Below are 14,310 nucleotides of genomic sequence, written 5' to 3'. Positions count from 1 at the left end.
CGTAACACGTGAGCCCGAGCAATAATAAAAACGAGGCAAAAACGATGACCGATGTACGCACACCTGCTGCCGAAAATCCTGCTGTAGACCGCACACGCAATAACGAAACCGCCCACAAGGGCTGGAGCAAATTCGACACCACCTGGATGCTCGGCCTGTACGGCACGGCCATCGGTGCCGGCACCTTGTTCCTGCCGATCAACGCCGGTGTCGGCGGCTTCTGGCCGTTGCTGATCCTGGCGTTGCTGGCGTTCCCGATGACCTTCTTCGCGCACCGGGGCCTGACCCGCTTCGTGCTGTCGGGCCGTTCCGGTGACATCACCGAAGTGGTGGAAGAACACTTCGGCATCGGTGCCGGCAAACTGATCACGTTGCTGTATTTCTTCGCGATCTTCCCGATCCTGCTGGTGTACAGCGTGGCGCTGACCAACACCCTGAGCAGCTTCCTCGAACATCAGCTGCACATCGTCCCGCCGCCGCGCGCGGTGCTGTCTCTGGTGCTGATCCTCGGGCTGATGACCATCGTCCGTTGCGGTCAGAGCGTGATCGTCAAAGCCATGAGCGTGCTGGTGTACCCGTTCGTCGCCGCGTTGCTGTTGCTCGGCATCAGCCTGATTCCGAACTGGAACGGCGCATTCTTCGCCAGCGCCCAGGAAGCCATGCCGATGTCGGTGTTCCTCAAGACCCTGTGGCTGGCCATCCCGGTGATGGTGTTCTCCTTCAACCATTCGCCGATCATCTCCGCCTTCGCCGTCGAGCAAAAACAACGCTACGGCGATCAGGCCGAACGCAAGAGCAGCGGCATCCTCGCCATGGCTCACGGCATGATGGTGGTAACCGTGATGTTCTTCTGCTTCAGTTGCGTGCTGGCGCTGTCGCCGGCGGATCTGGCAGCAGCCAAGGCACAGAACATTTCTATCCTGTCGTACCTGGCCAACCACTTCCAGACCCCGGTCATCGCTTACGCCGCGCCATTGATTGCGCTGGTGGCAATCACCAAATCCTTCCTCGGCCACTACATCGGCGCCAGCGAAGGCTTCCAGGGCATGATCGTCAAAAGCCTGCGCAGCCGTGGCCGGGTGATGTCGGCGAGCTGGCTGAACCGTGCGACCGCACTGTTCATGATCCTCAGCTGCTGGGCCGTGGCGACCTTCAATCCGAGCATTCTCGGCATGATCGAAACCCTCGGCGGGCCGGTGATTGCCTGTCTGCTGTTCCTGATGCCGATGTACGCGATCCGCCGCGTGCCGGCCTTGCGCCAGTATTCGGGCCAGGCGTCCAACGTGTTCGTGGTGCTGATCGGCCTGATTGCACTGTCAGCGATCATCTACTCGGTTCTGCCCTGAAACGGGCCGCAAACCAAGAAGGCGAGCCATGGGCTCGCCTTCTTTTTGGCTGGTTTCATTGTTCGACAATATTCCCGGCATGTCCCTTGCTACATCGCTGAAGGAGACAGGACCACGGAAGGGCCGATGGTCAGTTTTGGCGAACCAACCCGATCAAGGCCGGTCAACAACTGCACGTTCAATCAGGCGGTGACGCATCATGGACAATCCTTTTCAGATCATTACCGATGCCTTCGCGCCGGACTATCAGATCAACCTGAGCATTCAGGGCCTCGACGGCAGCATCATGCTGACCCTCTCCAATGGCGGCCGGATCGTCGCCAAACGGATGATCAGCGCCGAACAACGCAACGACCCCAAGCGCCTCAAGCGCCTGGTGCAAAGCATTCAGTTCGGCATCGCCATCGAACAGGGCCACAGCGCCATGGCGATCCTTGAAGCCATGACCCGCGGCGACGGAATCACCCCGCCACCGCGCCAGATCAAGGCCCGGCACCCGTCATCGATCGGCCTTTAAAGCTCGCCCTTCTCGATCTCGGGGTGTTCACCGGAACCCGCCCCGAGCTTGCGTTGCGGCTTCTCGATTTTCACCGAAGGGAATTGCGACGAGGCGTAACGCACCACCAGAATCGAGAACGCCAGCAACAGAATCCCGCCGCACAGGTAGATGATGCCCATGTCCGGCGGGTTGTGGTGCGAGACGTTGGAGATCAGCAGGCGCGTCAGTGCGGTGATCGCCACGTAGATCAGGAAGCGCACCGGCATGTGGTTGGTCTTGAAGTAAATCCCGACCATCGCCCCCAGTTCCAGATAGATGAACAGCAACAGAATGTCATCGATCTTGATGTGCCCTTCCTCGAGCATCCCGAGAAATTCCATCACCGCCGCCCACGCGGTCACCGCACCGATGGCGAACAGCGCCAGGTAATGGAAGGTCTCGACGAACAGATTGCCCAGGGACTCGGCCAGTTGATGCACGTTTTGCCGCAGTTTCTCGGCCCAGTTGATTTTCACGATGAAGATTCCTTAGCCCGGTTCGAGCGGATGTTGCGTGCTGGACGTGACAGTTATTGCGCACGTACGCAGATGCATGCAGAAAAGAGGCCACGCCATCATGGCGAGCCCCCGCGAAACCCGCGCCGTGGCGTTTGGTCGCACCTGCACGCAGGCACCGGGCTGACAAACTCCGAATCCGGTCTACATTAAAAAGCCACTACCCAAAGCGCAGGGATTCGCTTATCCTTTTCGCTGTATATAGATACAGTAGTCGCAAAGACAACTTAATGTGAAGGCATGTGAGGTGGTGAATGGCCGTCGAAGTGGTATACCGCAGCAGCCGAGATCTGGAGCGCTTGTTCATGGATAAAGCCGAAGCTGACCGTCATGACAAAATGCTCGAACTGGCCGAACTGTTGGCCGAAGTGCTGGAAAAAGCCGTTCCTTCGTTGAGCGAGCAGCAAGTGGAAGAAGTCGGGATCTTCATGGCGAAGAACCGCGATGTATTTGCCCGGGCGTTCAAGAGCCAGCCCGATGCCCTGTCGGAACTGATCAACGCACCGGCTGCACCGGTTGTGGCAACCGAGCCGGCAGACGTGGCTGAACCGGTAGAAGCGCCAGCCAAACCCGCCAAGACGGCGAAGGCTGCGAAGTAATCGGCATCTGAATTGAAGCCTCTGAATTGAATGGCCCCTGAGTTGAAAGACTCAGGGGCTTTTTCATGTCCGGACAAACCTCAGCGGTACAACACCTTCTCCGCCAGTTCATCCGCTACCCTCGCTGGCGAGCGCTTTTCCGCCTGGGCGTGGGCAAACACTTCGGTCAGCCGCGAACTGATCTTCGACAGGTGGGCGGTGATCGTGGTCAGCTCTTCGCCCCGGTGCTTGAGGGAAACGTAGATCAGCCCACCGGCATTGATCACGTAATCCGGCGCATACAGAATGCCGCGCCGCTCCAGTTGATCGGCGACGTCCAGATGCGTCAGCTGATTGTTGGCCGATCCCGCCACCGCCGAACAGCGCAACTGTGTGACAGTGTGGCTGTTGAGCACACCGCCCAGACCGCACGGTGCGAGGATGTCGCACGGCGTACTGAGTAAGGCGTCGTTGGCGATCGGGTGGGCGTTGAGCTGTTCCATCGCCAGTTGCACTTTGCCGTGATCAATGTCGCTGACCAGCAGTTCGGCACCGGCGGCGTGCAGCTGTTCAGCGAGGGCATAACCCACATTGCCCAGCCCCTGAATCGCCACGCGCAAGCCTTCAAGGTTGTCGCTGCCCAGCCGCGCCATGGCGGTGGCGCGTATTCCGGTGAACACCCCCATTGCCGCATGGGGCGCCGGGTCGCCAGCGGATGTGGTGCTGGTGACATGTTGGGTCTGCTGGGCGATGCAATCCATGTCCGCCACCGAGGTGCCGCTGTCGATGGCGGTGATGTAGCGCCCGTCGAGCTGATCGATGCAACGGCCGAAGGCTTCGAACAGGGCGGCGCGGTTTTCCACATGGGGCGGCCGCACGATCACGGCGACACCACCGCCCTGGGCCAGACCGGCCAACGCAGCCTTGTAGCTCATGCCCTGGGCCAGGCGTACGGCGTCCTCGACCGCGGATTCGTCGTTCGGGTAGGCAAGATAACGACACCCGCCCAGGGCTGGCCCCAGGCGACTGTTATGGATGGCAATGACCGCCTTCAATCCGGACACCGGATCAACGCTAAGGTGCAGCGATTCCAGGCGAGTGCTTTGCATGAGAGCGAACATCGGCAGGCTCCCGAATCACTTCTGGTAGTCGCCAGTATAGGCTTGCGCCCAAAAATTGCTGAAGCGCACGGGAATAAGGCCCGACAGCGACCAATGCGTTGCGGCATAACCCGATGGCAGAGCGGCGCGATACTGGACGAATGACAGAGACGGGGCTAAAACGAGGCATTCTCCGGAGATTTTGATGAGTCCGCGCCAACGTTTTTTCGACTGTCTGCACCGTTCACCGCCTGCGCTGCTGGAGGCAGCGTTGTGGATGGCCGCCGAACACGATAAACATGTCGAGCCCCAAGCACTGTTGCAGGACTTCATCGAGCTGCAACAACGGGTCAGCTACGGCTTGCCGCTGTTGCCGGTCAGCGAGCTGGCGCAACCGTTGCTTCGACGCATGGTAGAACTGGGATTCGCGCAGGACGATTTTGTGCCGCTGCGCCCGCAGGCTGCGATGGTCAACAAGGTGTTGCACACTCGACGCGGCCAACCGCTGGCTCTGGCGCTGATTGCTCTTGAGCTGGCCCGAGGCCTGGAGATTCCGCTGGTGGGTGTGAACTTCCCCGGGCATTTCCTGCTGAAGGTTCCCGGCGCCGATCACTTGCTCGATCCGTGCGGTGGACGGCGCCTGTATCCGAACGATTGCCGCGAACTGCTGCATCGCCAATACGGCCACCAGATGCAACTCAATGCCGACCACCTGCTGACCGCCACACCGCTGCAGATGCTGCAGCGCCTGTCGCGCAATCTGCGCCAGCTGCACGTCACCCACGATGACTTCATCGCGGCGCTGATCGATGCCGAGCGCGTGCTCGAACTGGGCAATGCCAATGCCGCCGACTATCTGGCCCGGGCCAGTCTGTATCAGCGCCTCGACTGCCCGAACGCCGAGCGCTTCGATCTGGAGCACGCGCTACTGCTCAGTGACGATCCGATTCAGCGGCTTCGCCTGACGGAACGGCTGGGTCATCTGCCGCCCAATTCGGTGGTGCACTGACTGACGCCGCTGAAGGCGAACGCACCTGAATGATCAACAACGCCGCAATCACCGCCGGGATCGCGCAGAAGAAGAAAATCTGCTGCACCGGAATGTGCATCGCCAGCAACAGACTGCCGAACAATGGTCCGAGAATCGACCCGAAGCGCCCTACTCCCAAGGCCCAACCGGTGCCAGTAGCGCGCACGTGTGCCGGATAGAAGTTGCTGGCGAAGGCATTGAGCGTCAGTTGCCCGCCAATGATGCAAAACCCCGCCGCAAACACACAGGCCACCAGATAACGCGGATTGTCGTGGTTCAGGCCCAGCAGGATCGTGCACACCGCCGCGCCGGCCAGCACAGCGGACAGCAGGCGCACCTTGCTCTTCAGCCGGTCGGCGAACCACGCCATGCAGATCGCGCCCAGCGTGCCGGCGAACAGGAACATCGACGTCACCAGATTCGCTTCATTGAGCTTCAGGCCACTTTCCAGCAGCAGCGACGGCAGCCAGCTGATCATGAAATACAGCAGGATCAGGCTGACGAAAAACGTCGACCAGATCAGCAAGGTCGGGCGTGCGTAACCATTGCGGAACAACTCCACCACAGTCAACTTGCTGCCCTGCTCGCGTTCGTTCTGCTCGACCGATGCTGCAGGGGGTTGCCAGCCCGGCAGCATCCGCGCGGTGACCTTGCGCAGGCGCGCATAGGGCGGCGCATCCCGCAGCAGTCGCGGCAAGGATTCCGGCAGCATCCACCAGAGAAACGGGAACAACAGCAGCGGTGTAACACCGCCGGCGAGGAACACCGCTTGCCAGCCGAATCGGTCGATAAAACCCGCCGCGACAAAACCACCCGCCGCACCGCCGAAAGAGAAGCCGCAGGCCGCCAGCGTCACCATCAGCGTACGCAAGCGCGGCGGTGAATATTCCGACATCAACGCCATGGCGCTGGGCATCGCACCACCCATGCCGATGCCGCAGATGAAGCGCGCGATCATCAGGGTGTTCAGGGAATCGGCGAACACCATCAGCACGGTGAGGCTGGCGTAGATCAGCACGCAGGCGAGCAGAATCCGCCGCACGCCGAAGCGGTCGGCCAGTGGCGTCACGGCGAGCGAACCGAGGGTCAGCCCCAGCAGGTTGGCGCTGAAGACCGGACCGAACGCGGATTTTTCCAGGCCCCAGTCCTGCGCCAGCGCCGGCACCACGTAACCGAGCACCTGGGCGTCATAGCCGTCGGTGACCAGCAGCAAGGCGAGCAGGATCAGGAGCAACCACTGAAAGCGGGACACAGGACGGGCGTCGAGTGCCGCCCGAAAGCTGGCAATCTGGTTGTGCATCGCAAGGTACCTGTTTTGTTTTTATGATTTTTGGTGCCGCAACGAAAGCCTTGTGGGAGCGAGCCTGCTCGCGATGACGGCGGCACATCCACGATCGATGTGACAGAGATACCGCTATCGCGAGCAGGCTCGCTCCCACAGGGGTTACGGGGTGTCCGGCTGATTCGCCGGATGCGCCGCAATGAACGCCGGATGTTCAGCGGCCAACGCGGCCACCCGACGAATCCGTGGATACGACTCCAGCGAAACGTTGAACCGTTCGGCCGCGTACAGCTGTGGAATCAGGTACACGTCCGCCACGCACGGCCACTCACCGAAACAGAAGCCGCTGTCACCGATCAACTGCTCCACCGTCGCCAGCCCCTGACTGATCCAGTGGCCGATCCACTCGTTCACCTGCGCCTCGTCGTGGCCCAAACCGCGCAGGCGATTGAGCACACTGACGTTGTGCAGCGGATGCACGTCGCAGCCGATCACCGCCGCCACACCACGCACCCGGGCGCGGGCAACGAGGTCTTCGGGGAGCAACGGCACCTGTGGATAACGTTCTTCCAGGTACTCGATGATCGCCGGCGACTGAATCAGCAACTTGCCTTCGTCAGTGCGCAGCGCCGGCACCCGGCCCTGGGGATTGATCGCCAGGTACGCCGGTTGCCGATGCTCGCCACCGGGCGGTGCAATCAGGTTGACCGGCAACGCCTGATAGTCGAGGCCCTTGAGTGCCAGCGCGATCCGCACCCGGTACGACGAGGTGGAACGGTAGTAGGTGTAGAGGTCCATGAGCCGCTCCCGTCAGCGTGCCGCCAGCACAGTGCCCCGGCATTCGCCGAAGCCGATTGAGGCAAAACCCTCGCGGGCGCAGCGGGCGCGCAGGATGATTTCGTCGCCGTCTTCAAGGAATTTGCGCACTTCACCGGACGCCAGTTCGATCGGCTTTTTGCCGCCCTCGGTGATTTCCAGCAGGCTGCCGAACTGACCGTTTTCCGGCCCGGACAAGGTGCCCGAACCGAACAGGTCACCGGCTTGCAACTGGCAGCCGTTGACGCTGTGGTGCGCGACCATTTGCGCGACAGTCCAGTACATGTAGCGGGTGTTGCTCAAGGTCAGGCGATGGGCCGGCAGGTTCTGCTCGCGCATTTTCTCGGTGAGCAGCAGCACCTCCAGCTCGATGTCGAAGGCTCCGCCATCCTGATCGCGCTTGTCGAGCAGGTACGGCAACGGCTGCGGATCACCTTGCGGACGCGCCGGTTGCGCGGTACGGAATGGCGCCAGCGCTTCGGCGGTCACCACCCACGGCGAAACACTGGTGATGAAACTCTTGGACAGGAACGGGCCGAGCGGCTGGTATTCCCAGGCCTGGATATCACGGGCCGACCAGTCGTTGAGCAGGCAGAAACCGGCGATGTGTTCAGCGGCGTCACCAATGGCGATCGGCTCGCCCATCTCGTTGCCCTGACCGATCCAGATCCCCAGTTCCAATTCATAGTCCAGTCGAGCGCACGGACCGAAGGTCGGCTCGGTCGCACCGGCCGGCAGGGTCTGGCCTTTCGGACGGCGTACGTCGGTACCCGACGCGCGCACAGTGGAGGCGCGACCGTGGTAACCGATCGGCACGTGTTTGTAGTTCGGCAGCAGCGGGTTGTCCGGGCGGAACAGTTTGCCGACGTTCTGCGCGTGTTCGATGCCGACGTAGAAGTCGGTGTAGTCGCTGATGCGCGCCGGCAGGTGCAGCTGGCAATCGGCGGCCAGCGGCAGCAGTTTCGCGCCCTGGGCCTCGATGTTGCCGCGGTGGGTGCTGCCTTCGCTGAACAGTTCCAGCAGGCGCTCGCGCAGGGCAACGCGGGCGTCGCGGCCGAGCTCGAAGAAGGCGTTCAACTGGCCGCTGCGCATGGCTTCGACGGCACTGCGCGCGACGCCGTCGAACAGCCCGGCCTCCAGCGCCACTTGCAGATCGAAGATGTGCTCACCAATCGCCACGCCCGCGCGCGGCGCCGAGCCGTTGAGGCTGAATACGCCCAGCGGCAGGTTCTGCAGCGGGAAATCGGTGTGGCCGTTGGCCGAAGCGACCCAACTGCGGGTGATGGAATTCTGAGTCATGGATTATCTCCGGGTCGGGTCGAACGTGGCGGGCAGCGTGGCCCAGCAGGCGTCGTAAGTGGATTGCAATTGCGGACATTCGAGGGCGAAGCGGCTTGGGCGCAACACCTGGCTGGTCTCGAACATGAAGGCCATGGTGTTGTCGATCTTCGCTGGTTTCAGCTCCGCGTTAATGGCTCTGGTGCAGGTCTCGCCGTCCGGACCATGGGCGCTCATGCAGCTGTGCAGGGACGCGCCGCCAGGCACGAAACCTTCCGCTTTGGCGTCGTACTCGCCCTGGATCAGGCCCATGAATTCGTTCATCAGGTTGCGATGGAACCACGGCGGACGGAAGGTGTTCTCGGCCACCATCCAGCGCGGCGGGAAGATCACGAAGTCGAGGTTGGCCAGACCGTGGACGCTGGTCGGCGAGGTCAGCACGGTGAAGATCGACGGATCCGGGTGGTCGAAGCTGACGGTGCCGATGGTGTTGAAGCGGCGCAGGTCATATTTGTACGGCACGTTGTTGCCGTGCCAGGCGACCACGTTCAGCGGCGAGTGATTGAGTTCGGTGCCCCACAACTGGCCGAGGAATTTCTGCACCAGGGTGGTCGGTTGTTGCAGGTTTTCATAGGCGGCGACCGGGGTCAGGAAGTCCCGCGGATTGGCCAGGCCGTTGCTGCCGATCGGCCCCAGATCCGGAAGACGCAACGGCGCGCCATGGTTCTCGGCGACGTAACCGCGCGCTTGCGAATCGAGCAGTTCGACGCGGAATTTCAGGCCCCGTGGCAGCACGGCGATTTCCAGCGGCGCCACTTCCAGCACACCCAGTTCGGTGGCGATGCGCAGGCGACCCAGTTGCGGCACCAGCAGCAGCTCGCCGTCGGCGTTGAAAAATACCCGCTCCATCGAACGGTTGGCGCAGTAGTGATAGATGCTGATGCCAGCGGGTTTGTCGGCGCCGGAGTTGGCGGCCATGCTCACCAGACCGTCGATGAAATCGGTCGGTTCGGCCGGAATGTCCAACGGGTTCCAGCGCAGGCGATTGGGGGTCACTTCACCCAACGGGCCGCCCGCCAGTTGCCGCTCCAGCTTGACGAATGCCGGGTGATTGGCCGACGGCTGGATCCGGTACATCCACGTACGCCGCGCTTCGCTGCGGGTCATGGTGAACGCGGTGCCGGAGAACAGTTCGGTGTACAGACCGTAAGGGGCTTTCTGCGGGGAGTTCTGGCCGACAGGCAGTGCGCCGGGCAACGCTTCGGAGCTGAATTCGTTGCCGAAACCGGACTGGTAAGCCAGGGCTGAATCGAGGTTCATGGAGCCTCCTGAACAGGGAGTCGGCATGGCCGGACGCTCTGGATCAGAGGTCTTGGCACGCCGGGGTTATTTTTATCGTAATTCAATTACGCATAACGTAATTTGCTCGCTATCGAGCGTCAAGCTATAAAGACGCCCATTCGTTCCGGGACACGGCAGCACCATGGAAAAAACCAGCGACAGCAACGGCAAACAGAAAGTCCGCTCCGCCGAAGTCGGCACCGACATCCTCAAGGCCCTGGCCGAGTTGTCGCCGTCCACTTCGCTGTCGCGTCTGGCCGAACATGTGCAGATGCCGGCGAGCAAGGTTCACCGTTATCTGCAGGCGTTGATCGCCAGCGGTTTCGCCGAACAGAACACCGCCACCAACCACTACGGCCTCGGCCGTGAAGCGCTGCGCGTGGGCCTGGCCGCACTCAACAGTATGGACGTGCTGAAAGTCGCCGCCCTGCCGCTGGCCGAGTTGCGCGACGAACTCAACGAAACCTGTTTCCTGGCGGTGTGGGGCAATCAGGGCGCGACCGTGGTGCACATCGAACCGGCGGTGCGCGCGGTGACGGTGGTGACGCAACTGGGCTCGGTGTTGCCGCTGCTCAGCTCATCCACCGGACTGGTTTTCGGCGCGTACTTGCCGCATCGGGAAACCGATGAATTGCGCGAACAGGAAATCGCCAGCGGCGGCCATCCGCTGGCGGACGAAAAAGCCTATGCGGCGTTGTGCGAACAGATCCGCGAACGCGGTCTGCATCATGTCCACGGTTTGCTGATGCCCGGCGTCGACGCATTGTCGGCACCGGTGTTCAACGCCCTCGGGCAGGTCGCTGCGGTATTGACCATCGTCGGCCCGACGTCGCTGTTTCACGCCGACGAAAACGGCCCGGCGGCGCAGCGGTTGCTGGCGGCGACACGGGCCGTGAGTTGGCGAATGGGCCATGAGCCCCAAGCCTGAACGCTTGAGGCTCGATCGCTTTATCAGTGCACTGTGGTCTGACTGCTGCGACTCTGATTATCCTTCATCAATTGCTCGATGATTTCGACCAGACGCTTTTCTCCCAGCGTCTGCCCCGTGGCCTTGGACATCCAGCCCACCACAGTCCTGGCATCCTTGCCCAGGTCAAACAAGGTCTTTTGAGCAGGCGTGACCTTGACCGGCTTGCCGGCTGCTGCTGCTTTTCCAAGACTCACCAGTCCGATCAGCGCGGATTTTCCATGATCAAGGGCGGCCGAGTAATTACCCAGATCATACGCTCTGGCACCGTCGTAAAGGCTCTTGAATACCTCCACGGCGGTGACGGCGACGCCGATCGGAGGAATCACCAGACTGATGATGTTGGCGGCAAAAATCACATTGTCATACACCAGACCGGCTATCACCTCATTCAGGCTTGTGGTCCGTGCATCGATGTCGCTCAGAACGCGATAGATCCTGTCGTCATGAAGCGTAGCAAAGCCCAGCATCCGCAGAGGGCCTTCCGGTTGAGGAGGAGCGACGGTGTTGACCGTGGCAACCAGATTGTCGAAGTAATCATTCACAACCTTTTGTTCTTCAATCTTCACCCGCGCGATGTAGTAATCCCGGAACGGCCCGTAGCGGAAACGAATGGAACCGACAAATTCCTCGACCGGACGGAAAGCCACATCGTCAGGCGCGTTCGGCGTGTAAAGATAGTCATAGAATTTTCCATAAATGGAAATCCGGAAAATATAGACACCTTCGACAATTCGACGGCTTTGCAAGCGGAGCTTGTAGATCCCTTCGTTTGTATTCGATGCAAACGGAGAAGCGTCATTGCCTGCAGTCTGGCTCAGGTTGTCGACCAGGCGTTGAATCCCTTTGAAAACTTCCGTGGAAAGTTGCCCGGAGAAATACTGATGACAGGCGTCGTAGTGCATCTCACAGCGGATTTTCGTGGCATGCACCGCCCGCTTGAACTCATAGCCCGGGTGTTTGCGATCCAGGTAATCGTTTCGTAAAAACCGGGTGTAGTGGTCCCCGGGACGCAAGGTTTTCGACCAACTGGAAAGATCCCTGATATCCAGTTTTTCAATCGACGGATGCCCACCCGTCACGTAGAACTTCGGATTGTCATCGATCGACCGGCCCGGCGTCGCCGGCACTTCAAAGTAACGGCCTTCAATCAGCACAGTGGTCAAATCCAGATGGAAATCGTCGGTCTGAATCATGATTTTGTCGGGATCGACCTGAACCTTCTGGCCCCGAGTCAATAACAATTCTTCAATCCGCTGCTTGACCAGATCACGGGAAAACTGCTCGAAAGTCGGATAGCCGTTCTCCCGGGAGTCCACCATCGACAATGCTTTGAGTTCAGTACTGAGGCGGGCGTATCTTTGCCGCGCCTGTGACCCGACAAAGGAGTAGGTAACCGGCGCCAACGCTCGGACACGGGCGACCTCACCCGCGTAAGCCACTTCACTATGACTGAACAACGGCTCACCGGCATTCAACGCCATGAGTCCCGGCACCGAATCCAATTCATACATGTAGTGTAACGGGGTAGCGCCTCCCCCCCTCAATACACCGACAGTGGCCAGTTCGTCAGGCGGGATCAACGATTCGGCATAAGCACGATTATCGGACAGCATGGACTCCATCCAACGATTGAACTGGTAGATGTCGGCGAATTTCACATAGTCGAACTGGCCGTCGGGCATCTTCATCAGCGCATAACGAGTTGCTGCTGTGCGCGGCGTGAACAACAGTACGTTTTGCAATACCGATGGCCGGTATTTCAGTTTCACTCCCCGTATTTCCACGGAGGGATCACCTTCCAGGGTGCGTTTGATCAACGCAACATCTGCTGCATTGAAACGTGCAGAATGTTGAGCAACGAACAGTGCAAACTCCGCCTGACTATGCAGATAGTTGAAATAAGCCTCGCGAAACTCCTGCGGAGTACTGGAAGGCAAGGATCTGCTGAATTCCACACGCAGATCCCGGTTGGCCAGCCAACCCTCCAGTTTGGCAACGGTCAACCCACTGTCCGCCGGGGCACCTTCGATACGCAGGGTCGCGCGATTGTCTGCATCATGCAGGCCGATCACGATGAACTCGGTCAGCGTGCGAATATCTTCCTGCTTGATCGTACGTCCGCCGACTTCTATCTGGTACAGGCTATGGACCTTGATTGCATCCGGGTCAAGCCGCATTCCCAAAGCGCTGTCACACCACAGACCGAAACGCTCCACGACAAAGTCGTGCAGCGAAAACAGCCGATCGGATACCTGGGCATATTCGAACTCATACCCCTCTTTCGAAGCCTCAAGGAATTCGTAAGTATTGCGTATCGACTCACCGGCCGATTTTAACCAGTCTGGCCACTCCAGGCGCTTGACCAATATGCGCAGCGCCCTGATCCGCTGGTACAGGTCAGAGTGCATCGCAAAAACCTGATGAATATTGTCCAGTTCGCGGACAAATCCCTCTTCGCGTGGCTCACCGGATCTGATTCGCGCAGCAAATTGTGCCTCCTGATCCTTGAGCCGGCTGCCCACACAGTGCGAGAACACGCTGACCGACAATGCCGGATACCTGATTGCATCGGGAGCAACAGCCAGTCGGCTGCACATTGCTGCATGCAGGTCGGCACTGCTGGAGAAATATTCAAAACCGTTGGCCGGCGTGTAAAGGAACCAGCCGTAAGCATCGCCGGATAACTTGATTTCGGAAGTTGTGTTGTTCGAATAGGGCATGACAAAAGCGGATACCATATCCCGCTCAATGCCAGACGCCTGACGGAGACTGATTTTGTAGCCCCCGGATAACTTCGCCTTCAGCAACTCGCTGGCGCGCAGAGCCTGGAAGCTTTTAAGCGAACCCGCCACTTCCGTCAAAGCCAACTCGGCCTGCAATGCTTCGGCAAAGGCAACTTCCAACAATGCCTTTTGAGTTGTCGATTCCCCGGATTCGCTGCGGGCCGGGCTGTGCCAGTATTGACGAAGTGCACTCGCCTGATCAGTTGCCACCTCCTGCAACGCCTGAATCAAAACATCCTCGACATCTGAAATTTTGATATTGTCGACTTTCAAGCGCGCATCTGTTGTACCCGGACGCAAATAGACAAAATCAAGACCCTGTACATAAGAGGTATAAGTACCGCGCCCCAGACAATCAAAAAAAACATCAAGTATCGAACCGGACGGCCTGTTCTCGACTTCATGCGGGGCATCACCGACATTGATATAAAGCCCCTCTACATCAATAGACTTTCCCCGTCGCTCGAATCGCTCCGAGAGCTTTTTCCGTAAAACATCCCTCAAGGATGGAGAACGCTCCAGCATCGCTCTCAACTCATCCCCCGCACGCTGCACATTTTCCAGCGCTACCCGACCATCCGCACTTTTCAGAACAGCACCGGCCATTAAAGTTTTAAACATCATACCCATTGGACACATCCTGTAGGTTCGTCAACGCGGAAACGGCTTCATGCCACTTCCTTTACAGGACCAACAATTACTCATTTGATTTAAAAGCGGAAGACACTGGTTA

Annotated in this window: 11 protein-coding genes and 1 pseudogene; 5 read left to right on the top strand and 7 right to left on the bottom strand. The window is 59.8% G+C overall.

Annotation, left to right across the window (positions count from 1 at the left end; translation table 11 throughout):
* Positions 1-44 precede the first annotated feature (44 nt).
* Positions 45-1,346 (top strand): HAAAP family serine/threonine permease, encoded by a 1,302-nt coding sequence (locus tag NE357_RS04705; protein WP_169428925.1) that lies wholly within the window; start codon positions 45-47, stop codon positions 1,344-1,346.
* Between the two features lie 199 nt (positions 1,347-1,545).
* Entirely contained in the window at positions 1,546-1,863 is a 318-nt protein-coding gene (locus NE357_RS04700) for a DUF3509 domain-containing protein (RefSeq protein ID WP_169428924.1), read from the top strand.
* Here the strand turns inward: NE357_RS04700 and NE357_RS04695 are convergent.
* Positions 1,860-2,360: a phosphate-starvation-inducible protein PsiE gene (locus tag NE357_RS04695; RefSeq protein ID WP_003221775.1), complete on the bottom strand. Its 501-nt coding sequence runs from the start codon at positions 2,358-2,360 to the stop codon at positions 1,860-1,862. The genes NE357_RS04700 and NE357_RS04695 overlap by 4 nt on opposite strands.
* A gap of 293 nt (positions 2,361-2,653) precedes the next feature.
* Here NE357_RS04695 and NE357_RS04690 point away from each other — a divergent pair.
* Positions 2,654-2,911 (top strand): annotated as a pseudogene (locus NE357_RS04690) (YebG family protein); the annotation flags it as partial.
* Between the two features lie 167 nt (positions 2,912-3,078).
* Here the strand turns inward: NE357_RS04690 and NE357_RS04685 are convergent.
* Positions 3,079-4,098, bottom strand: a complete 1,020-nt coding sequence (locus tag NE357_RS04685; protein ID WP_169428922.1) for a Leu/Phe/Val dehydrogenase — start codon at positions 4,096-4,098, stop codon at positions 3,079-3,081.
* A gap of 184 nt (positions 4,099-4,282) precedes the next feature.
* On the opposite strand from NE357_RS04685, the gene NE357_RS04680 reads away from it, so the two are divergent.
* The gene (locus NE357_RS04680; RefSeq protein WP_169428920.1) at positions 4,283-5,086 is read left to right on the top strand and encodes a SirB1 family protein; all 804 of its coding nucleotides are present in this window, start codon (positions 4,283-4,285) and stop codon (positions 5,084-5,086) included.
* On the opposite strand, the gene NE357_RS04675 is transcribed toward NE357_RS04680, so the two are convergent.
* The 4 genes from NE357_RS04675 to hmgA all read right to left on the bottom strand — a co-directional run bounded on the left by NE357_RS04675 (position 5,010) and on the right by hmgA (position 9,803).
* Positions 5,010-6,407, bottom strand: coding sequence for an MFS transporter (locus NE357_RS04675; protein WP_169428918.1), 1,398 nt, complete (start codon positions 6,405-6,407; stop codon positions 5,010-5,012). The two genes, NE357_RS04680 and NE357_RS04675, sit on opposite strands and share 77 nt — an antisense overlap.
* Before the next feature lie 144 nt (positions 6,408-6,551).
* The gene (maiA, locus tag NE357_RS04670; protein WP_169428917.1) at positions 6,552-7,187 is read right to left on the bottom strand and encodes a maleylacetoacetate isomerase; all 636 of its coding nucleotides are present in this window, start codon (positions 7,185-7,187) and stop codon (positions 6,552-6,554) included.
* Positions 7,188-7,199: 12 nt separating this feature from the next.
* The gene (gene fahA / locus NE357_RS04665) at positions 7,200-8,504 is read right to left on the bottom strand and encodes a fumarylacetoacetase (protein ID WP_169428916.1); all 1,305 of its coding nucleotides are present in this window, start codon (positions 8,502-8,504) and stop codon (positions 7,200-7,202) included.
* A 3-nt stretch (positions 8,505-8,507) separates the two neighbouring features.
* Positions 8,508-9,803 carry a homogentisate 1,2-dioxygenase gene (hmgA, locus tag NE357_RS04660; RefSeq protein ID WP_169428915.1) on the bottom strand — a complete coding sequence of 432 codons (1,296 nt, stop codon included), beginning with the start codon at positions 9,801-9,803 and terminating at the stop codon, positions 8,508-8,510.
* Positions 9,804-9,966: 163 nt separating this feature from the next.
* Here hmgA and NE357_RS04655 point away from each other — a divergent pair, with 163 nt between their 5' ends.
* Positions 9,967-10,752 (top strand): IclR family transcriptional regulator, encoded by a 786-nt coding sequence (locus tag NE357_RS04655; RefSeq protein WP_169428914.1) that lies wholly within the window; start codon positions 9,967-9,969, stop codon positions 10,750-10,752.
* A 23-nt stretch (positions 10,753-10,775) separates the two neighbouring features.
* Here the strand turns inward: NE357_RS04655 and NE357_RS04650 are convergent, their stop codons facing one another.
* Positions 10,776-14,207 carry a hypothetical protein gene (locus NE357_RS04650; protein WP_169428913.1) on the bottom strand — a complete coding sequence of 1,144 codons (3,432 nt, stop codon included), beginning with the start codon at positions 14,205-14,207 and terminating at the stop codon, positions 10,776-10,778.
* Between the last annotated feature and the right edge of the window lie 103 nt (positions 14,208-14,310).

It is taken from the genome of Pseudomonas sp. G7(2022) (assembly GCF_052660475.1).
This window is presented reverse-complemented; position numbering and strand designations above follow the sequence as displayed.

Coding starts and splice junctions, on each gene's coding strand:
- NE357_RS04705 (WP_169428925.1), top strand. CDS start 45: ATGACCGATGTACGCACACCTGCTGCCGAAAATCCTGCTGTAGACCGC.
- NE357_RS04700 (WP_169428924.1), top strand. CDS start 1,546: ATGGACAATCCTTTTCAGATCATTACCGATGCCTTCGCGCCGGACTAT.
- NE357_RS04685 (WP_169428922.1), bottom strand. CDS start 4,098: ATGTTCGCTCTCATGCAAAGCACTCGCCTGGAATCGCTGCACCTTAGC.
- NE357_RS04680 (WP_169428920.1), top strand. CDS start 4,283: ATGAGTCCGCGCCAACGTTTTTTCGACTGTCTGCACCGTTCACCGCCT.
- NE357_RS04675 (WP_169428918.1), bottom strand. CDS start 6,407: ATGCACAACCAGATTGCCAGCTTTCGGGCGGCACTCGACGCCCGTCCT.
- maiA (WP_169428917.1), bottom strand. CDS start 7,187: ATGGACCTCTACACCTACTACCGTTCCACCTCGTCGTACCGGGTGCGG.
- fahA (WP_169428916.1), bottom strand. CDS start 8,504: ATGACTCAGAATTCCATCACCCGCAGTTGGGTCGCTTCGGCCAACGGC.
- hmgA (WP_169428915.1), bottom strand. CDS start 9,803: ATGAACCTCGATTCAGCCCTGGCTTACCAGTCCGGTTTCGGCAACGAA.
- NE357_RS04655 (WP_169428914.1), top strand. CDS start 9,967: ATGGAAAAAACCAGCGACAGCAACGGCAAACAGAAAGTCCGCTCCGCC.
- NE357_RS04650 (WP_169428913.1), bottom strand. CDS start 14,207: ATGGGTATGATGTTTAAAACTTTAATGGCCGGTGCTGTTCTGAAAAGT.